General features: G+C 72.9%; 23 protein-coding genes and 7 tRNA genes. 20 read left to right on the plus strand and 10 right to left on the minus strand.

The window, feature by feature from the left end:
* Nucleotides 1-171: 171 nt before the first annotated feature.
* From cobT to Sru02f_RS11255, 3 genes are all read left to right on the plus strand, one after another.
* Nucleotides 172-3,807, plus strand: coding sequence for a nicotinate-nucleotide--dimethylbenzimidazole phosphoribosyltransferase (gene cobT / locus Sru02f_RS11245; RefSeq protein WP_109033724.1), 3,636 nt, complete (start codon nt 172-174; stop codon nt 3,805-3,807).
* Nucleotides 3,808-3,995: 188 nt separating this feature from the next.
* A complete protein-coding gene (cobA, locus tag Sru02f_RS11250) occupies nt 3,996-5,228 on the plus strand; it encodes a uroporphyrinogen-III C-methyltransferase (RefSeq protein ID WP_109033725.1) in 1,233 nt (410 codons plus the stop codon).
* Between the two features lies 1 nt (nt 5,229).
* Nucleotides 5,230-6,048 carry a TrmH family RNA methyltransferase gene (locus Sru02f_RS11255; RefSeq protein WP_109033726.1) on the plus strand — a complete coding sequence of 273 codons (819 nt, stop codon included), beginning with the start codon at nt 5,230-5,232 and terminating at the stop codon, nt 6,046-6,048.
* A 38-nt stretch (nt 6,049-6,086) separates the two neighbouring features.
* Here the strand turns inward: Sru02f_RS11255 and Sru02f_RS11260 are convergent, their stop codons facing one another.
* On the minus strand, nt 6,087-7,538 hold the full coding sequence (locus tag Sru02f_RS11260) for a serine/threonine-protein kinase (RefSeq protein WP_176587505.1): 1,452 nt from the start codon (nt 7,536-7,538) through the stop codon (nt 6,087-6,089).
* A gap of 603 nt (nt 7,539-8,141) precedes the next feature.
* Between Sru02f_RS11260 and Sru02f_RS11265 the strand changes: the two genes are divergently transcribed.
* From Sru02f_RS11265 to Sru02f_RS11275, 3 genes are all read left to right on the plus strand, one after another.
* The gene (locus Sru02f_RS11265) at nt 8,142-8,324 is read left to right on the plus strand and encodes a hypothetical protein (RefSeq protein ID WP_109033872.1); all 183 of its coding nucleotides are present in this window, start codon (nt 8,142-8,144) and stop codon (nt 8,322-8,324) included.
* Nucleotides 8,325-8,516: 192 nt separating this feature from the next.
* On the plus strand, nt 8,517-9,452 hold the full coding sequence (locus Sru02f_RS11270; protein WP_109033874.1) for an aminoglycoside phosphotransferase family protein: 936 nt from the start codon (nt 8,517-8,519) through the stop codon (nt 9,450-9,452).
* 101 nt (nt 9,453-9,553) lie between these two features.
* Nucleotides 9,554-9,841 carry a TFIIB-type zinc ribbon-containing protein gene (locus Sru02f_RS11275; RefSeq protein WP_109033875.1) on the plus strand — a complete coding sequence of 96 codons (288 nt, stop codon included), beginning with the start codon at nt 9,554-9,556 and terminating at the stop codon, nt 9,839-9,841.
* 55 nt (nt 9,842-9,896) lie between these two features.
* Here the strand turns inward: Sru02f_RS11275 and Sru02f_RS11280 are convergent.
* The 5 genes from Sru02f_RS11280 to Sru02f_RS11300 form a co-directional block, all read right to left on the minus strand.
* Nucleotides 9,897-9,968 (minus strand) — tRNA-Val (locus Sru02f_RS11280).
* Between the two features lie 25 nt (nt 9,969-9,993).
* Nucleotides 9,994-10,065: transfer RNA gene (locus Sru02f_RS11285), tRNA-Val, on the minus strand.
* Nucleotides 10,066-10,101: 36 nt separating this feature from the next.
* Nucleotides 10,102-10,173: transfer RNA gene (locus Sru02f_RS11290), tRNA-Val, on the minus strand.
* Between the two features lies 1 nt (nt 10,174).
* Nucleotides 10,175-10,248, minus strand: a tRNA-Cys gene (locus tag Sru02f_RS11295).
* A 38-nt stretch (nt 10,249-10,286) separates the two neighbouring features.
* A tRNA-Gly gene (locus tag Sru02f_RS11300) sits at nt 10,287-10,359 on the minus strand.
* 177 nt (nt 10,360-10,536) lie between these two features.
* On the opposite strand from Sru02f_RS11300, the gene Sru02f_RS11305 reads away from it, so the two are divergent.
* From Sru02f_RS11305 to Sru02f_RS11315, 3 genes are all read left to right on the plus strand, one after another.
* A complete protein-coding gene (locus tag Sru02f_RS11305) occupies nt 10,537-11,598 on the plus strand; it encodes a chorismate-binding protein (protein WP_109033877.1) in 1,062 nt (353 codons plus the stop codon).
* Nucleotides 11,595-12,416, plus strand: a complete 822-nt coding sequence (locus Sru02f_RS11310; RefSeq protein WP_109033879.1) for an aminotransferase class IV — start codon at nt 11,595-11,597, stop codon at nt 12,414-12,416. The genes Sru02f_RS11305 and Sru02f_RS11310 overlap by 4 nt, the downstream gene beginning before the upstream one ends.
* A gap of 129 nt (nt 12,417-12,545) precedes the next feature.
* The gene (locus Sru02f_RS11315) at nt 12,546-13,370 is read left to right on the plus strand and encodes a GNAT family N-acetyltransferase (RefSeq protein ID WP_164274888.1); all 825 of its coding nucleotides are present in this window, start codon (nt 12,546-12,548) and stop codon (nt 13,368-13,370) included.
* Nucleotides 13,371-13,440: 70 nt separating this feature from the next.
* Here the strand turns inward: Sru02f_RS11315 and Sru02f_RS11320 are convergent, their stop codons facing one another.
* Nucleotides 13,441-13,965, minus strand: a complete 525-nt coding sequence (locus tag Sru02f_RS11320) for a DsbA family protein (RefSeq protein WP_174855171.1) — start codon at nt 13,963-13,965, stop codon at nt 13,441-13,443.
* A gap of 191 nt (nt 13,966-14,156) precedes the next feature.
* On the opposite strand from Sru02f_RS11320, the gene Sru02f_RS11325 reads away from it, so the two are divergent.
* Both Sru02f_RS11325 and Sru02f_RS11330 read left to right on the plus strand, forming a co-directional pair.
* Complete coding sequence (locus Sru02f_RS11325) at nt 14,157-14,618, plus strand: hypothetical protein (RefSeq protein ID WP_109033884.1); 462 nt, start codon at nt 14,157-14,159, stop codon at nt 14,616-14,618.
* Between the two features lie 178 nt (nt 14,619-14,796).
* Nucleotides 14,797-14,976: a hypothetical protein gene (locus Sru02f_RS11330; protein WP_003977283.1), complete on the plus strand. Its 180-nt coding sequence runs from the start codon at nt 14,797-14,799 to the stop codon at nt 14,974-14,976.
* 87 nt (nt 14,977-15,063) lie between these two features.
* Here the strand turns inward: Sru02f_RS11330 and Sru02f_RS11335 are convergent, their stop codons facing one another.
* Complete coding sequence (locus tag Sru02f_RS11335; RefSeq protein WP_109033886.1) at nt 15,064-15,624, minus strand: CGNR zinc finger domain-containing protein; 561 nt, start codon at nt 15,622-15,624, stop codon at nt 15,064-15,066.
* A 334-nt stretch (nt 15,625-15,958) separates the two neighbouring features.
* On the minus strand, nt 15,959-16,372 hold the full coding sequence (locus Sru02f_RS11340) for an SsgA family sporulation/cell division regulator (protein ID WP_004002642.1): 414 nt from the start codon (nt 16,370-16,372) through the stop codon (nt 15,959-15,961).
* 191 nt (nt 16,373-16,563) lie between these two features.
* Here Sru02f_RS11340 and Sru02f_RS11345 point away from each other — a divergent pair, with 191 nt between their 5' ends.
* The 9 genes from Sru02f_RS11345 (at nt 16,564) to Sru02f_RS11385 (ending at nt 24,843) form a co-directional block, all read left to right on the plus strand.
* Complete coding sequence (locus Sru02f_RS11345; RefSeq protein WP_109033887.1) at nt 16,564-17,016, plus strand: TIGR02611 family protein; 453 nt, start codon at nt 16,564-16,566, stop codon at nt 17,014-17,016.
* Nucleotides 17,017-17,116: 100 nt separating this feature from the next.
* A tRNA-Val gene (locus Sru02f_RS11350) sits at nt 17,117-17,188 on the plus strand.
* 353 nt (nt 17,189-17,541) lie between these two features.
* Nucleotides 17,542-18,843: an ABC transporter substrate-binding protein gene (locus Sru02f_RS11355; RefSeq protein WP_109033889.1), complete on the plus strand. Its 1,302-nt coding sequence runs from the start codon at nt 17,542-17,544 to the stop codon at nt 18,841-18,843.
* Complete coding sequence (locus Sru02f_RS11360) at nt 18,843-19,841, plus strand: carbohydrate ABC transporter permease (RefSeq protein WP_174855172.1); 999 nt, start codon at nt 18,843-18,845, stop codon at nt 19,839-19,841. Before Sru02f_RS11355 ends, Sru02f_RS11360 begins: the two co-directional genes overlap by 1 nt.
* Nucleotides 19,838-20,749, plus strand: a complete 912-nt coding sequence (locus Sru02f_RS11365; RefSeq protein WP_109033890.1) for a carbohydrate ABC transporter permease — start codon at nt 19,838-19,840, stop codon at nt 20,747-20,749. The genes Sru02f_RS11360 and Sru02f_RS11365 overlap by 4 nt, the downstream gene beginning before the upstream one ends.
* 12 nt (nt 20,750-20,761) lie before the next feature.
* Nucleotides 20,762-21,361, plus strand: coding sequence for a hypothetical protein (locus Sru02f_RS11370; RefSeq protein WP_109033892.1), 600 nt, complete (start codon nt 20,762-20,764; stop codon nt 21,359-21,361).
* Nucleotides 21,362-21,495: 134 nt separating this feature from the next.
* Nucleotides 21,496-24,234, plus strand: a complete 2,739-nt coding sequence (locus Sru02f_RS11375; RefSeq protein ID WP_109033894.1) for an exo-rhamnogalacturonan lyase family protein — start codon at nt 21,496-21,498, stop codon at nt 24,232-24,234.
* A 39-nt stretch (nt 24,235-24,273) separates the two neighbouring features.
* Nucleotides 24,274-24,732 (plus strand): SRPBCC family protein, encoded by a 459-nt coding sequence (locus tag Sru02f_RS11380; protein WP_109033896.1) that lies wholly within the window; start codon nt 24,274-24,276, stop codon nt 24,730-24,732.
* A 39-nt stretch (nt 24,733-24,771) separates the two neighbouring features.
* A tRNA-Val gene (locus Sru02f_RS11385) sits at nt 24,772-24,843 on the plus strand.
* Between the two features lie 138 nt (nt 24,844-24,981).
* Here Sru02f_RS11385 and Sru02f_RS11390 read toward each other — a convergent pair.
* Nucleotides 24,982-25,707 carry a 3'-5' exonuclease gene (locus Sru02f_RS11390; protein WP_109033898.1) on the minus strand — a complete coding sequence of 242 codons (726 nt, stop codon included), beginning with the start codon at nt 25,705-25,707 and terminating at the stop codon, nt 24,982-24,984.
* Nucleotides 25,708-25,822: the final 115 nt, after the last annotated feature.

The raw sequence follows: 25,822 nt of genomic DNA on the forward strand, positions 1-25,822 counted from the left end.
TGTCGTGGCGGGGGGACGACCGCGACAATGGCACTCAATGGCTTTGTCGTCTTTTCCCGCGGGTCGTTCGTGCCGCTGGGCACGCCCGCTCGTTCTTCACTACGGGCGGTCGGTGCGCCGTCCCGGGTGAGCTGGTCGTAGAAGCACTAACCGATGGGCGAGGGGTTACGCATGACCGACACCGGCCAGATCCCGGGCGAGGGGCTGCCGGAGAACGCAGGCATGGTGGAGCAGCCGGGCGCCCCCGCACCCGGCGCGTACACCTACCTCTCCGAGGCCACCGCCGAGGACGAGGACCTGTTGTTGCTGCCGGGAGCCCAGAGTGCCTGGGGCAACGAGGTCGCGCCGCCGGCGCCGGAGCCGGTCGTCGAGACCGTGCACCAGCCCGGACCGCACGAGATGTCCGGCCGGGACAGCGGCTCGGTCGACCTCGGCGGCGTCCGCCTGCCCGACCCGGCGCAGGACCCCGCGGCCGCCCCGGTCCCGGCGCGCAGGCCCCTTCACCTCGGTCCGCCGATCCCCGACACCTCCGCCAGCCCGGTCCGCTCCCTCGCCGACCGCGGCCCCGCCGACGCGCCGGTACGGCATCCCGGCCCGCCCACCGCGGGCCCCGAGTACCTCGACGTCCCGCAGGCGGCCGTGCCGACCCCGCAGGCGGCGGCACCCTGGGGAGCGCCGCAGGCCCAGGAGGCCCCGGTGAACGCCGGGGCGGGGCATGCGGAAACGGTTGTTCCGGTACCGGAGCAGCAGGTGGCCGAGCCGGTGGGCGCGGCCCAGGCGCTCGTGACCCGCGTGGCCACGGAGGCCGTGGCGGCGACCGGCGGGACGCCCGCGGGCGCCGGGGAGCCCGCCGAACCGCAGGAGGCGCCCGCACCGGAGGCGGCGCACACCGACGCGGGGCAGCCGGTCGAGTCGGCGGACGAAGCCGTACCGGTCCCCGCGGCGCCCACGGCTCCCGTGACCGAGCCCGTCCAGACGACGGCCGAGGACGATGCCGGGCCCGAGGAGGCGCTCGCGGTCCCCGAGGTGCCCGAGGCCCAGGAGCTGTCCGCGCAGTCGGCTCCGGAAGAAGCGCCGGCGGAAGTACCCGCAGGGGTACCCGCGGAAGCACCGCAGGCACTCGACGAACCCCGCATGGCCGACGACGCCCCCGAGGCGCCCGTGCCCGCGCCGCAGGAAGCACCGTCCTCCGTGGCACCCGAGCCCGCACAGGGCGACGCCCAGGCACCCGACGCGCCCGTGGCCGTCGCGGAGCCCGAGGCGTCGGCACCTGAGGCGTCGGCACCTGAAGCGTCCGCGCCCGAAGCATCCGTGCCCGGGGCCGCCGTCCCCGGGCCCGCGCCGTCCCCGGCGCCTGAGCAGCCCGCTCCGGTCCAGGTGGAGGCCGCGCAGCCGACGCCGCCGGAGGCACAGCCCGCCCCGGAGGAAGCGCCGCACCCGCAGCCGGACGTCCAGCCCGCGCCGCAGCCCGCCCAGGGACCCCAGTCCCTCATGGACGCCACCATGCAGCAGGAGCAGGAGCAGGAGCAGGAGCAGGAGCAGGAGCAGGAGCAGGAGCAGGAAGAGGCGGCCGTGGTCGTGGCCGACGGCACCGCCGAGCCCGTCGTGGCGCACGCGCCCGCCACCGGCGCGCAGGAACCCGCGCCCGTACCGGCCCCGGTCGCCCAGGAACCGCACCCCGCCCAGCCCGTGGGGCAGTTCCTGCCCGTCGACGGCGGGCAGGTGCCCACGACCCCGCACCTCGCGCCCACCCCGCCCGAGGCAGTCCTGGTCCCGCCGGAGGCGGCCCCCGAACCGGAGCCCGTCGCCGCGGCCCCGGTGGCCGAGGAGGCCGTCGCCCCGGTACCGGCGCCGCGCGAGGCAGACCCGGAACTCGTCCAGAGCGTCGATGACCTGGACACCCGGGGCGCCGACGAGGACGACCACGCCGCCGAAGCCGCCGAAGCCGCCGAGGAGACCGCGGACGCGACGGAAGCGCCCGCCGTGGACCCCGCGTCCCAGGATGCCCTCGCCCCCCAGGATGCCCCGCACGACGGGAGTTCGGCCGGGGCCGCGGAAGCACCGCAGCCCGTCGGACCGGCGGCCCCCGCCTACGACGACGCCGAGCGCGCGGCCGTGCTCAAGGTCATGCGCGAACGCCGCGACATCCGCAACGGCTTCCGCAGCGACCCCATCCCGCACGAGGTACTGCTCCGCGTCCTGGAGGCCGCCCACACCGCGCCCTCCGTCGGCCACTCGCAGCCCTGGGACTTCGTCGTCATCCGCTCCGCCGACACCCGCCGCGCCATGCACGAACTGGCGACGCGTCAGCGCGACGCGTACGCCAAGTCGCTGCCGAAGGGCCGGGCCAAGCAGTTCAAGGAACTGAAGATCGAGGCCATCCTCGACACCCCGGTCAACATCGTCGTCACCGCCGACCCGACCCGCGGCGGCCGCCACACCCTGGGCCGCCACACCCAGCCGCAGATGGCGCCGTACTCCTCCGCGCTCGCCGTCGAGAACCTCTGGCTCGCCGCCCGCGCCGAGGGCCTCGGCGTCGGCTGGGTCAGCTTCTTCGACGAGCGCGAGATGGTCCGCGCCCTCGGTCTGCCCGAGCACCTGGACGTCGTCGCCTACCTGTGCGTCGGCTACGTGGACGAGTTCCCGGACGAGCCCGAGCTGATGCAGGCCGGCTGGTCCAAGCGCCGCCCGCTGTCCTGGGTGGTGCACGAGGAGACGTACGGCCGCAGGGCCCTGCCCGGCGAGGCGCCGCACGACCTGCTCGCCGAGACCGTCGCGCAGATCCGCCCGCTGGACGCCAAGGCGCTGGGCGAGGCGTGGGAGCGGCAGAAGCGGATGACCAAGCCGGCCGGCGCGCTCGGCATGCTGGAGATCATCTCCGCCCAGCTGTCCGGCCTGTCCCGGCAGTGCCCGCCGCCCATCCCGGAGCCCGCCGCCGTCGCGGTCTTCGCCGGTGACCACGGCGTGCACGCCCAGGGCGTCACCCCCTGGCCGCAGGAGGTCACCGCCCAGATGGTGGCCAACTTCCTGGGCGGGGGCGCGGTCTGCAACGCCTTCGCCACCCAGGTCGGCGCCGAGGTGTGCGTCGTGGACGTCGGGGTCGCCACCGACCTGCCCGCCACACCCGGCCTGCTGCCGCGCAAGGTCCGCGCGGGCACCTCCGACATGACCACCGGCACGGCGATGACCCGCGAGGAGGCCAAGCAGGCCATCGAGGTCGGCATCGAGACCGCCCGCGACCTGGTGGCGGCCGGCAACAAGGCGCTGCTCACCGGCGAGATGGGCATCGCGAACACCACCGCGTCCGCCGCGCTCATCTCCGTCTTCACCGGCGCCGACCCGGCCGAGGTCACCGGCCGCGGCACCGGCATCAACGACGAGACGCTGGCCCGCAAGACCGAGGTCGTCCGCCGCGCCCTCGAACTCCACCAGCCGGACCCGGCCGACCCGATCGGCGTGCTCGCGGCGATCGGCGGCTTCGAGCACGCGGCGATGGTCGGTCTGCTGCTCGGCGGCGCCTCGCTGCGCACACCGGTGATCCTGGACGGCGTCAGCGCCGGTGCCGCCGCCCTGGTGGCCCGCGCGATCGCCCCCGAGGTGCTCGCCGCCTGCATCGCCGGCCACCGCAGCGCCGAGCCCGGCCACGTGGCCGCGCTCAACAAGCTGGGCCTGCGTCCGCTGGTCGACCTCGACCTCCGCCTCGGCGAGGGCACCGGCGCCCTGCTCGCGCTCCCGATGGTGCAGAGCACCGCGCGCGCCATGCACGAGGTGGCGACGTTCGACTCGGCGGGCGTCACCGAGAAGTAGCGGTCGCACGACGCGGGGCCCGGGACCACGTGCCGGGCCCCGCGGGGCCCCCGTGCCCGCGGCCCCGTCCGCCGGCCGTCCAGCCACCGGACCAGCGGTCCACCCACCGGACCAACCGAGCCCCCACGGGCCACCCCGCCGTAAAATCCGCACGTCAGCGCCACCGCCGCAAGAGGAGCCGTCCCCTCATGGCCGAACACCCCGCCTACCCCGTAGGCCTCCGTCTCGCCGGCCGTCGCGTGGTCGTCCTCGGCGGCGGACAGGTCGCCCAGCGCCGCCTGCCCGCCCTCGTCGCGGCCGGTGCCGACATCCGCCTCGTCTCCCCGGAGGCGACTCCGTCCGTCGAGGCGATGGCGGACGCGGGCGAGATCACCTGGGAGCGGCGCCCGTACGCGGAGGGGGACCTCGCCGACGCCTGGTACGCCCTGATCGCCACCAGCGACACCGCGGCCAACGACGCCGCCTCCGCCGAGGGCGAGCGGCACCGCGTGTGGTGCGTCCGCTCCGACGACGCCGACCGGGCCACGGCCTGGACCCCGGCGACCGGACACAGCGAGGGCGTCACCGTCGCCGTACTCACCACCGACGCCCGCCACCGCGACCCCCGGCACACCGCCGCCATCCGCGACGCGGTGGTGGAGGGCCTGCGCGACGGCACCCTCGTCGCCCCGCACCAGCGCACCCGCACACCCGGCGTCGCCCTGGTCGGCGGCGGTCCCGGCGACCCGGACCTGATCACCGTCCGCGGCCGCCGCCTGCTCGCCGAGGCCGACGTCGTCATCGCCGACCGGCTCGGCCCCCGCGACCTGCTCGCCGAACTGCCGCCGCACGTCGAGGTCATCGACGCCGCCAAGATCCCGTACGGGCGCTTCATGGCCCAGGAGGCCATCAACAACGCGCTGATCGAGCACGCCAAGCAGGGCAAGGCGGTCGTACGGCTGAAGGGCGGCGACCCGTTCGTCTTCGGCCGGGGCATGGAGGAGGCGCAGGCGCTGTCCGAGGCGGGCATCGCGTGCACCGTCGTCCCCGGCATCTCCAGCACCATCTCGGTCCCCGGCGCGGCCGGCATCCCGGTCACCCACCGGGGCGTCGCCCACGAGTTCACCGTGGTCAGCGGGCACGTCGCCCCCGACGACGAGCGCTCCCTGGTCGACTGGCCGTCCCTCGCGAAGCTCACCGGCACGCTCGTGATCCTGATGGGCGTCGACAAGATCGGCAAGATCGCCGGGACCCTGATCGCGCACGGCAAGTCCCCCGACACCCCGGTCGCCCTCGTCCAGGAGGGCACCACGGCCGCCCAGCGCCGGGTGGACGCGACCCTCGCCACCGTCGCCGAGGTGGCCGTCGCCGAGGAGGTCAGGCCGCCCGCCGTCATCGTCGTCGGCGAGGTCGTCGCCGTAGGCCCGCACGGGACGGCCTGACGTGGCCGACCTCATCACGATCCACGACCCCGACGACCCGCGCCTGCACGACTACACCGGCCTCACCGACGTCGAGCTGCGCCGCCGCCGCGAGCCCGCCGAGGGCCTGTTCATCGCCGAGGGCGAGAAGGTCATCCGGCGGGCCGGCGAGGCGGGCTACGCGATGCGCTCGATGCTGCTGTCCGCCAAGTGGGTCGACACCATGCGCGACATCATCGACGCGGCACCCGCCCCGGTGTACGTCGTCGCCCCGGCGCTCGCCGAACGGGTCACCGGCTACCACGTGCACCGCGGCGCGCTGGCCTCGATGCAGCGCAAGCCGCTGGACACGGCCGCCGGCCTCCTGACGACCGCCCGCCGTGTCGTCGTCATGGAGTCCGTCAACGACCACACCAACATCGGGGCGATCTTCCGCTCCGCCGCCGCGCTCGGCATGGACGCGATCCTGCTCTCCCCGGACTGCGCGGACCCCCTGTACCGGCGCAGCGTCAAGGTCTCGATGGGCGCGGTCTTCTCCGTGCCGTACGCCCGCCTCGACACCTGGCCGGCCGGTCTGGCGACGGTCGGTGAGGCGGGCTTCACGCTCCTCGCCCTCACCCCCGACGAGCGGGCCGAGCCCCTCGACGCGGTCGCCCCGCACCGCATGGACCGGGTGGCCCTCATGCTGGGCGCCGAGGGCAGCGGCCTGACCCGGCGCGCCCTGGCGGCGTCCGACACGTGGGTGCGCATCCCTATGTCCCACGGCGTCGACTCCCTCAACGTCGGCGCGGCGGCCGCGGTCGCCTTCTACGCGGTGACGGCGGGACGCCCCTCGGCCTAGGGCCCGTCAGGCCGGGGCCCGGGCCCCGGTTCGGACCCTCAGCGCCCGGGGGTCCGCGGCTCCGGGAGGCCGCCCGGCGGGTCCGCCTGATCCTGCTGCGTCGCCCGCACGCCGCCGCCCCGGTCGTCGCCGAGCCCGCGCGCGGGCCCCTGGCAGCCCTGTGCGGCGGCGATACCCAACGCGACCAGCAGCGTCACGACCACGAACACGAACAGCCGCTGCCGCAGCAGCCGCGGATTGGCGGGCCGCCGCCAGCCGGACCCCGTCGTCCTGGGCCCCGTACGGCCGGATCCGCCGCGCGATGCGGGCCGGCCACCGTCGTTGCGCGAGGGGTTCCGGCCGGTCGTGTCGCGGGACGGCGTGGGCCGGGACCCGGACCGCGCCCCCGTACCACCACCGCGCGACGACGTGCCACCGCGGGACGGAGTGCCACCGCGCGAGGGCGTTCCGCCACGAGAGGGCACGCCGCCCCGCGACGGGCCGGAACCGCGGGGCGCGGATCCCCGCGACCCCGAGGTGCCGCGCGGCGCGGGAGTGCCCTGCGGACCCGGCCGGCCCTGCGGACGCCGCTGGGCACGCTCCGGGTAGGTGTCGGCGAGCCGCCCCGTGGGCACGTCCGCCTCACCACTGCGCGGCGCGGGCGGCCGTACGTCGGCCATGCCCTGGGCCTCCCGGGCGGCGATCTCCTTGAGCCGCAGCGACAGTTGCAGGGTGCTGGGGCGTTCCTCGGGGTCCTTGGCCAGGCACGCCCGCACCAGCGGGGCGAGCGCGTCCGGGACGCCGTGCAGCTGGGCCTCCTCGTGCACCACGCGGTACAGCATCACCTCGGAACTGCCGTGTCCGAAGGGCGAGTCGCCCATCGACGCGTACGCCAGCGTGGCCCCGAGCGAGAACACGTCCGTGGCCGGAGTGACCGCGGCCCCGCGCACCTGCTCCGGCGCGAGGAACCCGGGGGAGCCGACCGCCGTCCCGACGTGCGTGAGGGTGGAGGCACCGGTGGCCCAGGCGATGCCGAAGTCGATGATCCGCGGCCCCTTCGGGGACAGCAGGATGTTGGACGGCTTCAGGTCCCGGTGCACCACCCCGGCCTCGTGCACGGCGACCAGGCCCTCGGACAGCGCGGCGCCCACGGCCGCGACGTCGGCCGCGACGAGCGGGCCCCCGTCGACGACCTTGTCGTGCAGAGAGGGGCCGGGCACGTACTGCGTGGCGAACCAGGGACGGTCCGCCTCCAGGTCCGCGGCGACCAGCCTGGCGGTGCAGCCGCCCCGGATGCGCCGGGCCGCCGAGACCTCACGGGCGAACCGCGACCGGAACTCCTGGTCCTCCGCCAGGTCCGGCCGGATGACCTTCAGCGCGACCCGCTGCCCCTTCTTGTCGGAGCCCAGGTAGACCACGCCCATTCCACCCGCGCCGAGCCGCCTGTGAAGCCTGAACGAGCCGACGACGCGCGGGTCCTCGCGCCTCAGGCGCATCATCGCCATGTTCATCCCCGCTGCCCGGTCCCTGTGACGTGCCACAGCTTACGTTTCCACGGCCGCCCGCGCGCAGAGGCCGCGCCCTCTCGCGACAACGGATTGTCAGTGCCCGGCGCGAGAGTTGAGCGGCGGTCAGCACCCGCGCGGGCCGCCTGGCCGCGCTCCGCCCTTGATCCCAACCGGCCGCAGGAGCCGGGAGATTGGTGCGGGGGAGGGGGACCGGCCGGGGAGGGGCGGGGGTGGTGGGGAGCGGCCGCGCACCTGCGGCGCGACGGCGGGCGGGGAGCGGCCCGGGGCGGTGGCGGGGGCGCGCGGGGAGGCGGCCGGAGTGAGGGAAGTCACCGGACAGCCCGGAGATACCGGGACACGGTGGGCACCCCCGTCCAGGAAGACCCCGAGACCAGTGGGGCGGTCTCCACCCAGGGGAGTAGTCGGCCGGTCACGGCTCATCCTCCGGGAGGCCCGGCAATCGGTACGAGGGCATGACGTCCGGCGATCGCCCGACGCATAGATTTGAGGTCAAGCGGCGGGTGCAGCACTCGTCCCCCGAGGTCAGACACCCGCCGCTGCAACGAGACAACACTGATGACTCGACGAACGGTCAGGAGAGGGACCATGGCCCAGACGGCGCCGCGGACGCTGGTCCGCACACGGGAAAACCGCCGTCAGGGCCGTCGCCACCCCGCGGTGGCGACGCTCATGGCCCTCCCCCTGGCGGTCCTGCTCCTCCTCGTCTTCGACGGGTGGGAGACAGTGGCCACACAGGCGTCGTCCGTGGGTGTGGTGCTGGGGCGCTGAGCGGCGACCCCAGGCCCGGAAGAGCGGTCCGGGCGGGGACATCCATCCATGAAACCCCGTGGGGACGGGGGTGCGGCGGACGGCAAAAATGCCGGCGCAGCTGGGGAGCTGCGCCGGCATTGCTTTTCCCTCCCCGAGCGGCGCCGGGCCGGGCAGCGCGGCGGCGAGCCCCGCCTGCGTACCCTCACCCTCGTGACCACGGACGCCCCCGCCCTCCTCCCCGCCCTCCAGGCCCGCGTCAGGGAAACGGCCCACGCCCGCACCCCGGCCTGCCCCTGCGGCGCGGCCACCCTCGCCGACCGCCCCGACGCCACCGTCGTCCGGCACGCGGGCACCGTCGCCAAGGCCCACGCCGCGGACGCCGACCCCGCCGAGCTGTCCCTCCGTGTCACCGCGGCCGCCCGGCTCCCCGGCGTGCTGCTGCCCCCGCTCGCCCCGGCGCCCGTCGACCTGCACGGGCGGCTCGTCACCTACTGGCCCTACGGCACGCCCGTGGACCCCGAGGATCCGGACGCCGCCCCGTGGGAAGCCGCGGCGACCCTGCTCGCCCGCCTCCACCGCACGCCGGTCCCCGCCGCCCTGCCTCCCATGCGCGGCCCCGCGAAGGCGGCCCTGGCCGCGGCACGCCTGAGCGACACCGCCCCCGACCACCCCGCCACCGCGCCCGTGCTGGCGGCCTGGGCGGCACTCCCCGCCTGGGCGCGCGGCGAGGCCGCCATGCCGGGCCCGGCCGCCCTCTGCCACGGCGACCTCCACCTCGGCCAGCTCATACGCCACCCCGCCCCCGACGGACCCTGGCTGCTGATCGACGTCGACGACCTCGGCACCGGCGTCCCGGCCTGGGACCTGGCCCGCCCCGCGGCCTGGTACGCCTGCGGGCTGCTCCCGCCCGAGGAGTGGCACCGCTTCCTGACCGCCTACCGCGCCGCCGGCGGCCCCGCCGTCCCCGCCGAGGGCGACCCGTGGCCCGCCCTGGACGTCCCGGCCCGCGCCCTCACCGCGCAGACCGCCGCCCGGGCCGTCTCCAAGGCGGTCCTGGCCGGCCGGGCGCTGGACGAGGTGGAGCGCTCCCTCGTCGACGCGTGCGCGCGCATGGCGTCCGTACCGCCCGCAGACCCACGGGGCTGAGCCGAAGTTCCGCGAAGTAGGGTGCAACCGACCCGGGGCGGGACGGAGTCTGTCCTGGCGATACGCGAAGCAGGACCGACCGGCGAGGAGTTGAGCCGAGCATGCAGTGCCCCAAGTGCCACGCACCGATGCACACCTACAACCGCAACGGCGTTCAGATCGAGCAGTGCAGCGGCTGCCGAGGCATCTTCCTCGACTACGGCGAGCTGGAGTCGCTGACCCGCCTGGAGGCCCAGTGGTCCCAGCCCGCTCCGCCGGCCCCGCCCGCCGCGCCGCAGGCGTACCCGGCGGCCCAGGCGCCGGCCTGGGGTGCCCCGCACGGCGGCGGTCACGGCCACTACGGCCACCACCGCCAGAAGAGCTTCGGCCGCATGCTCTTCTCGAGCTGAGCCGCCCACGACGAAGCCCCCGGCCGCTCGAGGCGGCCGGGGGCTTCGTTCTGTGTGGACGATACTGGGATTGAACCAGTGACCTCTTCCGTGTCAGGGAAGCGCTCTCCCGCTGAGCTAATCGTCCGGGAAACACCAGGTGCGGTACTGCGTGCGCGATACTGGGATTGAACCAGTGACCTCTTCCGTGTCAGGGAAGCGCTCTCCCGCTGAGCTAATCGCGCGGGGATCCGTACGGATCGGTGATCCTTGCGGATCAGTGGACGATACTGGGATTGAACCAGTGACCTCTTCCGTGTCAGGGAAGCGCTCTCCCGCTGAGCTAATCGTCCTTGGAGGTGGAGACGGGATTTGAACCCGTGTAGACGGCTTTGCAGGCCGTTGCCTCGCCTCTCGGCCACTCCACCAGGAGTGTAGGAGACCCGGGAGGCCTCCTGTTCCTGCGAGCGGACGACGAGGCTCGAACTCGCGACCTCAACCTTGGCAAGGTTGCGCTCTACCAACTGAGCTACGTCCGCCTGTCGGTTCGGTCCGCTTGCGCGGCCCGGCGACGTGATGAACTCTAGCGGATTCCGGAGCCAGCACAAAAACGCGTTTGTGCAGCGTGCTGCGGTGCGTCCGGTCGCGGACCTGGTCAGGGCACCCGGAAGGACACGTTCGGGTCACCCGGGAGCCACCCGCCTAGACTCGACAGTGTGCTCGACCTCCCTCCCCTCGCTCGCTTCGGCGACCGTCTCGCCACCGGTCTCCTCGACGTCACGAGCGATCCCGCCGCCCTCGAATCCGAGGGCTTCTGGGCCGTCTGCGCGGCCTTCGAAGGCGGCCTGACCTGCGCACGCTTCGCGGAGGTACGGACCGAGCCGGTGCCCGTGCCCACGCCGGGAAAGTGGCGGGGCCCCGCCGTCGGCGACTGGACGTCCTCGCTCGACCGCGCCGCGTACACGACGGGCGTACGGCGCATCCGCGCCCACATAGCCGCGGGCGAGGTCTACCAGGCCAACCTCTGCCGGGTGCTGACGGCACCGATCGGCCCGGGCGCCGACGTGGACGCCCTCACCGCCCTGCTGGCCCGCGGCAACCCGGCGCCGTACGCCGGGACGGTCCGGCTGCCGGAGCACGGCGTCGAGATCGCCACCGCCTCGCCCGAGCTGTTCCTGCGCCGGGACGGCCGCACGGTCGAGTCCGGGCCGATCAAGGGGACCGGGCGGACCGAGGCCGACCTGCTGGAGAAGGACTACGCCGAGAACGTCATGATCGTGGACCTGGTCCGCAACGACCTGGGGCGCGTCTGCGCCACCGGCACGGTCACGGTGCCCGACCTGTGCGCCGTCGAGAAGCACCCGGGCCTCGTCCACCTGGTTTCCACGGTGCGCGGCGAGCTGCCCGCCGACGCCGGCTGGCCGGAGCTGCTCGACGCGGCCTTCCCACCCGGGTCCGTCACCGGCGCGCCCAAGTCCAGCGCCCTGCGGATCATCGACGCGCTGGAGACCGCGCCCCGGGGCCCGTACTGCGGGGGCGTCGGCTGGGTCGACGCCGACCGGGGCACGGGCGGGCTGGCCGTCGGCATCCGCACCTTCTGGATCGAGCGGGCCGCCGACGGCGCGGCCCGGCTGCGTTTCGGCACCGGCGCCGGCATCACCTGGGGCTCCGACCCGGAGGGCGAGTGGCGGGAGACCGAACTGAAGGCCGCCCGGCTGCTCGCGGTAGCGTCGGGGGCGTACGAGGTGCACGCGACGGGAGAGGCGCTGGCGACGTGAAGATCTGGCTCGACGGCGGGCTGCAGGACATCGGCGCTGCCCGCGTCTCCGTCCTCGACCACGGGCTGACCGTGGGCGACGGCATCTTCGAGACCGTGAAGGCGGTGGACGGCAGGCCGTTCGCGCTGACCCGGCACCTGGACCGGCTGACCCGCTCGGCCCGCGGCCTCGGCCTGCCCGCCCCCGACCACGACGAGGTCCGGCGCGCCTGCGCCGCCGTGCTGAAGGCCAACCCGATGCCGCTGGGCCGGCTGCGCATCACCTACACCGGCGGCCACGGCCCGCTCGGCTCCGACCGCGGCGAGCATGGCCCGACCCTCGTCGTCGCCCTCGGCGAGACCGGCCGCCGCCCCGACTCCACCGCCGTGATCACGGTGCCCTGGACCCGCAACGAACGCGGCGCGCTCACCGGCCTGAAGACCACCTCCTACGCCGAGAACGTCGTCGCCCTGGCCCGCGCCCGCGAACGGGGCGCCTCCGAGGCGCTGTTCGGCAACACGGTGGGCCGGCTCTGCGAGGGCACCGGGTCGAACGTCTTCGTCGTCCTCGACGGCGAGATCCACACCCCGCCGGTCGCCTCCGGCTGCCTCGCCGGGATCACCCGCGCCCTGGCCGCCGAGTGGACCGGTGCCCGCGAGACCGACCTCCCGCTGGACGTCCTGGAGCGCGCCGACGAGGTCTTCCTGACCTCGACGCTGCGGGACGTCCAGGCCGTACACCGGATCGACGACCGCGAACTGCCGGGTGCCCCGGGACCGGTGACGGCCAAGGCCATGCGGATCTTCGAGGAGCGGTCTGGGGACGACCTGGATCCGTGACCCGGACCGGCGACCCGCATCCGCGACCGGGATCGGGGAACGGCATCCGCGACCGGATCCGGGACCCGCACCCGCGAAGCCGCCGATATTCGGCTGCCGTTCTGGTCCGCGGTGGGTAGAACTGCCGTGATGACCACGACCCTGCGGCCGACCGAGCCGCTCCAGCGCGCCGCCGACGGGACCCGTTCGCGCCACTACCAGGTGTGTGTGAACAGCCGCCCCGTCGGTGTGCTGCACCTCGGCACCTCGCCCAGCCTCGGCGACTCGGTGGCCGTGATCCACAAGCTGCGCGTCGACGAACCGGACCGCCGACGCGGCCGGGGCACGGTGGCCGCGCTCGCCGCGGAGGAGGTGGCGCGCTCCTGGGGCTGCCGGCAGATCGAGGCGGGCGTCGACGGCGACGCCGAGGCGGGCACGCGGCTCGCGCAGGTGCTCGGCTACGCGGTGCGCAACCGCACCATGGCCAAGCCGCTCGGCGACACCCCGCCCGCCCTGCCCGCGGGCAGCCGGGCGCGGCCCATGACACCGGAGGACTTCGCCGCCTGGCACGCGTACGAGTCGGAGCGCTACGCCCGCACCTGGATGGAGCGGGGCGTGCCCGAGGCCGACGCGCACGCGAAGGCCCGCCGCGATCACGAAGTGCTGCTGCCCCAGGGGGCGGCCACCGAGAACATGCTGTTCAGCGTGTTGGAGCACGAGGGCGAGCGGGTCGGGATCCTGTGGCTCGCGCTGCGCGAGGACCGGGCCTTCGTCTTCGACGTCGAGGCCGACGCCCCGCACCGGGGCCGGGGACACGGCCGCACCCTGATGCTGCTGGCGGAGGCCCAGGCGGTCACCGCCGGCCACTCCCTGATCGGCCTCAACGTCTTCGCGGGGAACACCGCCGCCGAGCGGCTCTACGAGTCGCTCGGCTACGAGACCACGCGGTACAGCTACTGCAAGCCGCTGCTGTGACGGCGGCGGGCGATCCGGTCCCGGTCCTGCTCTCGGTAATTCTCCCGCTCCCCGCCACGGTCACCGGCACTCAGTCCCGCGGCTGGGCCAGCAGCCGGTCCGCGATCTCCTCGATGCGCTCGCGCAGCCCGTCCTGGCTCTTGCCGCCGTCGAGACGCTCGCCGCCGATCACGTAGGTGGGGGTGCCGGTCACGCCGATCGCCTTGCCCTCGGCCTGGTCGGCGTCGACGATCAGGATGTGCCGGCCGTCGATGAGCGCCGTGTCGAACTCCTCGGCGTCCAGTCCCAGTTCCCGGGCGACCTCGACCAGGAAGGGTTCTCCCCCACGGTCCAGCTCCGCCACCCGGTCCAGGACCGCTTCGGCGTACGGCCAGCCCCGGCCCTGGGCGACGGCCTCCTCGGCGGCCTGCGCGGCGGCGAAGGCGTGCTTGTGCTTCTCCAGCGGGAAGTGCCGCAGCCGCACCTCCAGACGGTCGCCGTAGCGGGCCCGCAGGGCACGGACGTCGTCCAGGGCGGTGTGGCAGTCCGGGCACTGGAGCTCGCACCAGACGTCGAGGACGGGCCCGGTGGGACGGGCGGGGGAGGAGTCGCTCATGCCCCCATCCTCCCAGCCCGCGGCACGCCGTCCCAACCGGCGTCGTACCGGGCCCGCCGGCACCTGCGGAGGAGCCGACCCCGAGATCTCCCTGATCTCGGTCCCCCGGCATGGCCTCGCGGCGGGCGGACGGTGCAGGATGGAAGGGACGAAGTACTCATGCCCGACCGGGCCCAGCCCTGGAGGACCGGATGATTGCCGAGACCGTCTGCTCCGCGGTGTCCGCGGCAGGCCTGGGCATCGCGGCGGTCACCGCGTACCGCAGGCGATTCCTCACCGCCGCCCGTGTCGCCGCCTACTCGCTGGTCCCGATCGGCCTGGTGATGACCGGGGTCGTCGAGTGGCTGGCCGACACGGCCTTCAGCCCGGTGGCCTGGGCCGGCTTCGGGGTGCTGGGCGTGGCCTGGGTGCTCTTCATGACCACGCGCGCGGTGGAGCGCCGTCGCGGCGGCACCCGCAAGGAGCGCAAGGAGGCCCGGGCCGCGGCACGGCGCGACGCGGTGGCTCCGGGCGCCTCCGCCCCCTCCCTCGGTGCGGGCTCCAGCTCGCCCAGGCCGGCCGCCCAGCCGGCGTCCCGCCCGGCGAAGGCGTCCCGGGGCGGTGACGACGACTTCAGCGACATCGAGGCGATTCTCAAGAAGCACGGGATATGAGGGCCGGGACGTGACAGCCGCCCCCCGGGGGCTGAAACGACACAGCGGTCCGAGCCCGACAGCCCGTGCTCCGGAATGATCAAGATCCGACCGGACATTGCGACATTCAACCAACACCCGGTCGTAACGGGCGTGTTGATCGCGTGGACCCCGCCCGCTGCGTCATCATCGCGGCGAGATGCCGGACACCACTCAGCTGGATTCCCAGCTGGACACGAGACAGAGCGAAACCGCGCGGGTGCAGGACGAACCACGCGGCTGCCTCTTCGCCCTTTCCCAGCCACCGCTCATGATCTTCCTAGCGGTGATCGGGTGTCTGCTGCTCATGGCTTCGTTGCACGATCTGCTGTTGCTGTGAGCCGTACCCGCGCTCCCCCGGCGCCACCCGCCGGGGGCCGCGTCGCCGTCCCCGAGTCCACGGCCGCACCGGCCCCGAAGGGCGGCGTCAGCCCGCCGCCTCCTTGCGCCGGGCCCGGTAGGCGGCCACGTGCAAGCGGTTTCCGCAGGTGCGGCTGTCGCAGTACCGCCGCGAGCGGTTCCGGGAGAGGTCGACGAAGGCGCGCCGGCAGTCGGGGGCCTCGCACCGCCGCAGCCGCTCCTGCTCCCCGGCCACCACGAAGAACGCCAGGGCCATCCCGCAGTCCGCGGTCAGGTGGTCCGCGACGGAGGCGCCGGGCGCGAAATAGTGGATGTGCCAGTCGTAGCCGTCGTGGTCGGTCAGCCGGGGCGTGGTGCCCGCGGCGGCGACGAGGTCGTTGATCAGTCCCGCGGCGGTCCGGGCGTCCGGAGCGGCGAAGACCGCCGCGAACCGCGCGCGGATCCGCCGCACCGCCGAGAGATCGAGTTCGGTGAGCACACCGACGTCGCTGATCTCGTGCGTTCCCACGAATTCCTGGAGGGCCGCGACGTCCGGCAGCCCGTCCGGAGCCGATTCGTCCTCCGGCACGGTGTTCACCAGATCCACCACGGTGTCGAGCGCGCACCGGGTGTCGTGGGTGATCAGCACATTTCGCTCCCTGGCCTGGGGGTCGGGCGGGCGCCCGCCGATGCTGGCCGATGGTAGTGGCTCGCGCGGCGGGCGAACCGGCCGCGAGCCGGTCCCGGCCGCCGATTGCCCCGAAGACTGCCCCTACAACGACGGCAGGCCCGCCTTCGTTCCCGGCACCGCGCACGCAGCGGCGGCGCTCCCGCACGCAGCGGCACCGCTCCCGCGCACGCAGCGGCGCCGCCCCCGCGGGAGATCCGCGGCGACGACGCCGGTGTGTGCCGTATGCGGTTGTCCGGGCCCGTGCCGTCACCCCGAGTCGACGGCGACGGGCGGCTTCACGCGGGGCCCCGCCCTAGCTTTCCGCCAGGATGTGCGAGAGCTCCTGATCGAGATCGAAGTGCCGGTGTTCCGTGCCGGGGGGCACGGCGGCGTCTGTGCGCTTCAGGAAGGACTCCAGGGCCCGCGCCGGGGCCTCGAGCAGTGCCTCGCCCTCCGGGGAGCTGAGAGCGATGCACACGACGCCCTGGCCGTGACTGCGGGACGGCCAGACACGGACGTCGCCGGTGCCGGTGGGACGGTGGAGACCTTCGGCGAGGAGGTCGCGGGCGAACACCCACTCGACGGTCTCCTCGGCTCCGGTGTGGAAGGTGGCGTGCACGGCGTAGGGGTCGGCCGTGTCGTACCGCAGGCCTGCGGGGACAGGCAGGGAGGACTCGCTCGACACAACGAGGCGCAGGTGCAGCTCGCAGCTGACCGTGGTGTTCATAAGCGCCAGGGCCTTTCGCTCAGTGTGCGCTCGGGGATTCGCACGTCGGCGAAATCGACATGCCACCTACGGTGCCGTTGTAAACCCCTCTGAGTGTTTTGCGTGCGTTTACGTAACTCTTCCGGCCGATGGATCGTTCGAGTCGTACGCCCATTCCGGTGACAGGTTTCGCTCCGGTAGTGTTTGGCCGTATGAACACGGGGAGTAACAAGCCCGGCGAGGCAGCCGTGGCGGCAGACCGTACGGGGACGGACGAGGCCACGGCCGAGCGGGCGCTCGGTTCGCGGGCGCCGGAATTCGTCAAGGCGCGCCGTGCGCTGCACCTGAGCTGGCAGGTCGGCGTCTTCATCGTCGGCCTCGCGGTCGTGGTGGCCGGCATCATCATGCTGCCGCTGCCCGGACCGGGCTGGGTCGTGATCTTCGGCGGCATGGCGATCTGGGCGACCGAGTTCGTCTGGGCCCAGCTGGTGCTGCGCTGGACCAAGCGCAAGGTCACCGAGGCGGCGCAGCGTGCCCTCGACCCGAAGGTGCGGCGCCGGAACATCATTCTGACCTCGATCGGCGTGGTGATCATCGCCGTGCTGGCCGGGATCTACCTGTGGAAGTTCGGCCTCGAGATGCCCTGGAAGATCAAGGACCAGTGATCACCCGCGGCGGTGCGCCCGACCGCCCGCGGGGTGCGGCAGATGCGGCCCCCGCTGGTCACCGGCGGCTCTGACATGGGGTAATGTTCTTCCTGCGTCCGGGCGATTAGCTCAGTGGGAGAGCGCTTCGTTCACACCGAAGAGGTCACTGGTTCGAACCCAGTATCGCCCACCGGATCAGCAGGCGGCCCGGCTCACGATCGTGAGCCGGGCCGCCTTCGTGTGCGCCGCCTCCAGGTGCCCGGGCGTTCCGCTTCCGCCCGCCTTCACCCAACCGTGACCTTCGGCGGCGCGGCCCTCCGCGGCCCCGCGGCTGTTCGGCCGGTCGGTCGCGCCGCGCCGACCTGTGGGTTCTCCGGGCTGCCGGACGGCATTCATGGAGAGGTGTGCCGGACCGGTCGCGACCCCCGTCCAGCAATTCCTGTCCGAATCATTGACGCACTCCCGGGCCCTCCGTACCTTGTGCCAGCAAGCGCTTACTTGAAACGATTCATGAGGCGAGAGCGACGTCGCGGGGAGGCTCGTATGCAGCAGGGCGGGAATGCGGAGCGGCAGGCCGGAAGGCGCACGATCCTCAAGGCGGCGGGGGCCTCGCTGGCCGTCGCCGGACTCGGGGCCACGGCCACCGCGTGCGGTGGCGGCAGCGGCTCCGGGGACGGAACGGTGACGATCCGTTACTCCTGGTGGGGCGCCGAGGACCGGGCCGAGCGCATCAACAAGACCATCGCGCTCTTCGAGAAGAAGTATCCGAAGATCAAGGTCAAGACCGACTTCCAGCCGTACACCGACTTCTGGAAGAAGTTCAACACCCAGGCCTCCGGGGGGAATCCACCGGACGTCTTCCAGAATGCCATCGGATTTCTCCGCAAATACGATGCCAAGAATGTCCTGCTCGATCTGAGCGGCCAGGTCGACGCGGGAAACCTCTCCATGGACGGATTCCGCGCGGGCCTGGAGAAGTTCGGCGAGATCGACGGCAAACTCCTCGGCGTGCCCGTCGGTTCCAACTCGATGGCCCTGGTCATCGACAAGCCCGTCTACACCCGGGCCGGCAACAAGCCGGAACAGGGCTGGACGTGGGACGACTTCGACGAGGCGATGACGAAGGTCCGCGACAGGACCGGCCGCGCCGGGGACAGCGGCATGTACGGCGTCATGTACCTCTACGACCTGTACCTGCGCCAGAACGGCAAGGCCTTCTTCACCGAGGACGGACTCGGCTTCACCGAGGCCGACCTGACCACCTGGTGGACCAAGGCGGAGAAGGGCGTGAAGTCCGGACTCTTCGCCGATGCCAAGAAGGTCGCCCAGATCAAGCCCAAGTCGGCCCTCTCCGCGGAACTCGCCGGCAGCGAGTTCACCTGGGACAACTTCACCGTCCGCTACACCTCCGAGGGCAAGAGCGAGTACGGACTCGCGCCGATCCCGACCACGGACGGGAAGCGCACCGGCCAGTACCTCGGCTCGCTGATGCTCAGCGGCTACAAGCGCACCGAGCACCCCAAGGAAGTCGCCCAGTTCATCGACTTCATGGTGCACGACCCCGAGGTCGCCAAGATCATGGGCTACGACCGCGGTGTCCCCACCACACAGGCCCAGTACGACGCCTACCGGCCGACCGACCCGGTCAACAAGGCCATCGCCGCCTACGAGGAGTCGCTCGTCGAGGCCGGTGTCCTGGAGCAGATCACCCCGCACCCCAACGGCGCCGACATCTGCGAGGCCGCGTTCCTGCGCATCGCCGAGGAGATGGCACTCGGATCGCGGTCCGTCGAAGAGGCCGTCGAGCAGTTCTTCACCGAGTCGAAGACGGCTCTCGCCGGCTGATGGGAAGCGCCGTGACACACGCCCCCGCGCTGGAGGGCCGGGCGGACCCCGAGCCGCGGCACGGCCCGGTGAAGTCCCCGCGCCCCGCCGAGCTGAAGCGGCGGGGCCGCCGGGAGAACCTGGCCGGATACCTCTTCATGTCCCCCTGGATCGCCGGGTTCCTGCTGCTGACGGCCGGCCCGATGGTCGCCTCGCTCTACTTCGCGTTCACCGACTACAACCTGTTCGACGCCCCCCGGTGGATCGGCCTGGACAACTTCTCCGAGATGTTCGGCGACCCGCGCTGGCGCCACTCGGTCAGGATCACGCTCTGGTACGTGGTCGTCGGCACGCCGATCAAGCTGATCGCGGCGCTCGGGGTCGCGCTGCTGCTGGCCCAGAAGCGGCGCGGACAGGCCTTCTACCGGGCCGCCTTCTACGCCCCGTCACTGATCGGCGCGAGCGTGTCCGTCGCCATCGTGTGGAAGGCGATCTTCTCGGACGACGCGGTCGTCGACCGTACCCAGCAGCTCTTCGGAATCGACGCCGGCGGCTGGACCGGCGACCCGGAACTGATCATCTACAGCCTCGTGGCACTCACCGTCTGGCAGTTCGGCGCCCCGATGGTGATCTTCCTGGCCGGTCTGAAGCAGGTCCCGCGCGAGCTGTACGAGGCGGCCGACGTGGACGGCGCGGGGAAGCTGCGGCAGTTCTGGAACATCACCCTGCCGATGATCTCCCCGGTCCTCTTCTTCAACGTCCTGCTGGAGACCATCCACTCCTTCCAGATCTTCAGCTCGGCCTACATCGTCGGCGGCGGCGCCGGAGGCAACGCCTGCGGTCCCGCGGACGGCACGATGGTCTACACCTGCTACCTGTACGTCCAGGGCTTCGAGAACAGCCGCATGGGCCTGGCCTCCGCCATGGCGTGGATGCTGCTCGTCGCGGTCGCCCTGGTCACCGCGGTGCTGTTCTGGTCCCAGAAGCGCTGGGTGCACTACGAGGAGGGCGGCCGATGAGCGCGCAGGCCACCGACGTCACACCGGACACCGACGCCCCACCGGCCCGGTCCACCAAGGCGGCGGCGTTCCGGCGCAGGCTGCCCGGGTCGCTCGCCTGGCACCTCGGGTCGCTGGCGATCCTCGCCGTGATCCTCTACCCGGTGCTCTGGGTGATCGGCGGTTCCTTCAAGGAGAGCGGCGACATCGTCGGCAGCCTGGACCTCTTCCCGGGCGACCCGATCACGGACAACTACACGAGCCTCGCCGACGGCATCGCGGACATCTCGATCTCCACGTTCTTCGTCAACTCGCTCTTCCTCGCCGTCGGTTCCGTGATCGGCATCGTGGTGTCCTGCTCGCTGACGGCCTACGCCTTCGCGAAGATCAGGTTCGCCGGCCGCAACCTGCTCTTCACGCTGATGATCGGCACCCTGCTGCTGCCCTACCACGTGCTGCTGATCCCGCAGTACGTGCTCTTCCGCAACCTGGACATGATCAACACGTACACCCCCCTCCTGCTGGGGAAGTACCTGGCCACCGAGGCGTTCTTCGTCTTCCTGATGGTGCAGTTCATGCGCAACCTGCCCAGGGAGCTGGACGAGGCCGCCCGCCTCGACGGCTGCGGACACCTGCGGATCTACTGGTCGATCGTGCTTCCGCTGTGCCGGCCGGCGCTGATCACCAGTGCGATCTTCACCTTCATCAACTCCTGGAACGACTTCATGGGCCCGCTGATCTACCTCAACGAGCCCGGCAAGTACACGATCTCCCTCGGCCTGAAGATGTTCGTGGACCAGGAGGGCCTGGCGAACTACGGCGGCATGATCGCCATGTCGCTGGTCGCCCTGCTGCCGGTCCTCGCGTTCTTCCTGGCCTTCCAGCGCTATCTGATCGACGGCATGGCGACGTCCGGCCTGAAGGGCTGAGGTGGGATTCCGATGACCGAAGCGCGTGCCAAGGCCCGTCCGGAGCCGGGGGAGTCCCGGTTCGCCCAGGGCTTCGCCCTGTTCGCCGAGTGCCTGCTCACCGGCGTGTGGATCGCGGTGGCGGCACTTCCGCTGGTCACCTACCCCGCCGCGTTCGCGGCCGGCGCGCGGCACCTCGGGCGCCGGCTGGCCCACGAGCGGGGCGGCTGGCGGGAGTTCGCCGCCGACTTCCGGGCGGCGGTACGCCACGGGTGGCTCGTCGGGGTCGCCGGCTGGGCCGCCCTCGCGGTGGTGTGGATCGACGTACGGGCCGTACGGGACGGTCTGCCGGGCGGTCCGGTGGTCGGCGCCCTCGGCGTCCTCGCCCTGATCGGCGCGGCCGTCGCGGGGCTGCGCGCGGCGGCGGCCTGGCACCCCGGCGCCTCCTGGCGGACGCTGCTCGCGTCGGCGGGCCGGCGCACCGTGCTCGACCCCGCCGGTTCCTTCCTCCTCGTCGGCGGGCTGGCCGTCGTGGTCTGCTCCGGCTGGTTCAGCGCACCGCTGGCCGTCGCCGTCCTGGGCGCCGTCGCCGCGGCGGCCGTGGCGGTGGAGGAGCGCTACCGGCGCCGCTGACCCGGCGCCTTCGCCCCGGTGCGGTCCGGTGCCGCGGCGGCCTCCCCTCCGTACCCGAGGCCGGTGTCTCCGAGCCGCACCTCGATCTGTCATGCCCTTGACACCCCTGCACACCCGCACGGAAAGGAAAGGCCATGTCCCCCATCCCCCGCAGGTCCCTCCTCAAGGCGGCCGCCGTCGCCGGCGCCGCCGCCCAGTTCAGCTGGGCGCTGGGCACGAAGAACGCACAGGCCGCGCCCGCCACCGCCCCGGTCGCCGACGACGGTCCCGTCACCCTGACCTGGCTGGAGGACGGCGGCCTCGGCGCCGCCCCCGGCTCCACCGTCGGCGTCCCCTGGCCCCGGGGCACCTTCCAGGAGGGCCAGGCGTTCGCCGTCACTGACGCCGACGGCAAGGCCGTACCCGTGCAGACCTGGCCGCTCGCCCACTGGCCCGACGGCTCCCTCAAGTGGACCGCCCACGCCGTCGCCTCGGGCAACGGCAGGCTCACCCTCGCCGCCGGCGCCCCGGCCGCTCCCGCCAAGAAGGTCGCCGTCGCCCGGCACGGCGGCACCATCGACATATCGACCGGTGTCATCACCGCGAGAATCGGCACGTCCGGATCGGCGCTGATCAAGTCGGTCACCCGGGGCTCCACCGAGATCGCGAAGAACGGCCGCCTCGTCCTGCTGCGCCAGCCCGAGATCGAGGACGGCGACCAGGGCACGGTCAAGTACGAGCGCTTCGACGGCGCGATCGACGACGTGAAGGTCGAGCAGGAGGGCCCCGTCCGCGCCGTCGTCCGCATCGACGGCAAGCACCGCAAGGGCCGCCGCGGCTGGCTGCCCTTCTCCATCCGTCTCTACTTCTACGCGGGCGCCGACTCCTTCCGCATGGTGCACACCCTCACCTTCGACGGGACGCAGGACCCCGGCAGGGCGAGCGGCGACTTCGTCCGCGGCCTCGGCGTCCGCTTCACCGTCCCCATGCGCGACGCCTCCTACGACCGCCACATCCGCATCGGCGGCGAGGGCACCGGACTGCTCCGCGAGGCCGTCAAGGGCGTCACCGGTCTGCGCCGCGACCCGGGGGCCGCCGTCCAGGCGGCACAGTTCGCCGGGGAGAAGCTGCCCGACCCCGCCACCTGGGACCAGCGGGTCACCACCCGCCTGAAGTACATCCCCGAGTGGGGCGACTACACCCTCTCCCAGCTGTCCGCCGACGGCTTCACCCTGCGCAAGCGCACCAAGAAGGGCCACGGCTGGATCGGCGCGGGCGGCGGCCGTCGAGCCTCCGGCTTCGGCTACGTCGGCGGCGCGAGCGGCGGCCTCTCCTTCGGCCTGCGCGACTTCTGGGAGAAGTACCCCGCCCAACTCGACATCCGCGACGCCCAGACCGACGAGGCGGAGGTGACCCTCTGGCTCTGGTCACCCGAGGCCCAGCCCATGGACCTGCGCTTCTACCACGACGGCATGGGTCAGGACACGTTCCCCGAGCAGCTCGAAGGCCTCAACATCACCTACGAGGACTACGAGCCGGAGTTCGGCACGCCCTACGGCATCGCCCGCACCTCGGAACTCCTCTTCTGGGCCAACGACGCCACCCCGAGCGCCGAGCGGCTCGCCGAACAGGTCGAGGCCGTGCGCGTACTGCCCCAACTGGCCGCCCCGCCCAAGCAGCTCATCAAGGCCGGGGTCTTCGGCCCGGGACTCTACTCCGAGCCCGACCGCTCCACCCCCGCCAGGACCAGGATCGAGGACCACCTCGACTTCCTCTTCACCTACTACAAGGACCAGGTGGAGCAACGCCGTTGGTACGGCTTCTGGGACTACGGCGACATCATGCACACCTACGACGCCGCCCGGCACACCTGGCGGTACGACATCGGCGGCTACGCCTGGGACAACTCCGAACTCTCCCCGGACCTCTGGCTCTGGTACGCCTACCTGCGCTCCGGCCGCGCCGACATCTTCCGCTTCGCCGAGGCCATGACCCGGCACACCGGCGAGGTGGACGTCTACCACCTGGGCCAATGGGCCGGGCTCGGCACCCGGCACGGCGTCCAGCACTACGCCGACAGCGCCAAGCAGCAGCGCATCGCCAACACCACCTACCGGCGCTTCTACTACTTCCTCACCGCCGACGAACGCGTCGGCGACCTCATGCACGCCAACGTCGACTCCGACGAGACCTTCCTCGCCCTCGACCCGCTCCGCAAGATCCGCACCGAGCCCTACACCCCCGACCGCAACGCCCTGTCGGTCGGCTTCGGCACCGACTGGAGCGGCCTGGTCTCGGCCTGGCTCACCGAGTGGGAACGCAAGGGCCCCAAGTGGGAGAAGGCCAGGGACCGCGTCCTGTCCACCATGGAGACCATCGCCGCCCAGCCCAACGGCTTCGTCCAGGGCAGCGGCCTGTACGACCTGGACACCGGGAGGTTCGCCGTCGCCGACACCCCGAAGGTCGAGGTCTCCCACCTGTCCGCCGTCTTCGGCCTGAACGAACTGTGCGCCGAACTGATCGACCTCGTCGACATGCCGAAGTTCGAGGAGGCGTACTACGACTACTGCCGCTACTTCAACGCGGGCAAGACCGAACAGGCCGAGCGCTACGGCACCAACTTCGGCAGCCTCATCCTCTTCCAGGGCCACTCCCGCCTCGACGCGTACGCGGCCGTACGCACCGGTGACGACAAGCTCGCCACGCGCGCCTGGCAGAAGTTCTACGACTCCGACGGCTACAAGGAGTCGGCGCCCTGGACCACGGAGAAGCTGAGCGGCCCCGTCGCCCTGGTCCCGGGCAGCGAGGCGAGCTGGGTGTCCACCAACGACACCGCGCTCTACGGCCTGGCCGCCATCGAGAACCTCGCACTCCTGGGGGACAGGATGCCGTAGCGGGCCCGTACGGGGCGCGGGCGCGGGCACACTGCACGGGTGGACTGGAACCATTACCGCTTCCGCAGCCGGTGGCCGCTGCCCGCGCCCGCCCCGGACGTCTACCGGGCACTGGAACGCATCGAGGACTACCCCCGCTGGTGGCCGCAGGTCCGCGAGGTCACCCGGCTCGACGACACCAGCGGCCTCCTCCGGTTCCGCTCCCTGCTTCCGTACGACCTCACCGCGACCGTGCGGGAGCGGCGCCGGGACCCGGCCGAAGGGGTGCTGGAGGTCGCGATGAGCGGCGACATGGAGGGCTGGGCACGCTGGACGGTCGCCCCGCGCGGCTCCGCCACCCTCGTCCGCTACGACCAGGAGGTCGTAGTCCGCAAACCGCTGCTGCGCCGCCTCGCCGTACCGGGACGGCCGCTGTTCCGGGCCAACCACCGCCTCATGATGCGGGCGGGGCGACGAGGTCTCGCGGCGCACCTGGCAGGCGGCCGGCAAGCGGTTTGATGGAATCGCCGGGCGCCCTGTATTGTTCGGTGCGTTCCCGGGCGATTAGCTCAGTGGGAGAGCGCTTCGTTCACACCGAAGAGGTCACTGGTTCGAACCCAGTATCGCCCACGCTCGGGAGAGCGACGTGTGTCCGCAAACTACGCGGACCACGTCGCTCTCTTCGTTTCCGCGCGGCTTCGCCGCGCGTTGTGGGGGCTCCGCCACCACGCCCCCGTCCCGGCGTCGTCCCGGGCCGGAGGGGAAGGCTCACGCCGCCGCCGGCAGGTCCGGGCGCAGCGGCCACGCCGGGTCCACCGCTTCCTCGGTGCCGTTGAGCGCGAACCACGCCTGCAGCCCGCGGGCCTGCCCGGCGTGCCACACCGCCTGGAGGGTGTGCAGCTCGGCGGGGGAGAGGCGCTCGAGGCGCGCCTGGAAACGGCGCCCCACCGCCCGCACGACCTCCAGCGCCGCCTGGGCGTCGGCCGCCGCGTCGTGCGCGCCCTCCAACTCCACGCCGTAGTGCGCGCACAGGTCGGTGAGCGTACGGCGGCCCTTGCGGTAGCGGTCCAGGTGCTTGTCCAGCACGTGCGGGTCCAGCACGTGCAGCGGCGTCCGCTCCAGCCAGCGGCCGAGCGACGAGGCGCGGTGCCGGCGCAACTCCCGGTCCAGCAGCGTCAGGTCGAACGGCGCGTTCATCACCACCAGCGGACGCCCCGCGCGGGCCTGCTCGGTCAGCGCCTCCGCCATCTCGTACATCACCGGCGCCGGCCACCGCCCGTGCCGCTGCACGTACTCCTCCGTCAGCCCGTGCACCGCCGTCGCCGACCCGGGCACCGGCACGCCCGGGTTCACCAGCCACCGGGTCACCCGCGGGCGCAGCCCCGGCGCGTCCTGGACGACGAGAGCGGCCGACACGATCCGGTCGGTCTCGGTGTCCACACCCGTCGTCTCCGTGTCGAAGGCGGCCAACGGCCCCTCGAACCAACTCGTCATAGGGCACTCAACTCCTCTTTCGAACACGGCAGCTGACGCGCCGTCCCTTGTCCCGGTTCGGTGATACCCGGGCTGTTTGCGACGTACGCCGGAAGGACACAACAGGAGTACGGGT

It is taken from the genome of Streptomyces rubrogriseus (assembly GCF_027947575.1).
Taxonomy (GTDB): Bacteria; Actinomycetota; Actinomycetes; order Streptomycetales; family Streptomycetaceae; genus Streptomyces; species Streptomyces rubrogriseus.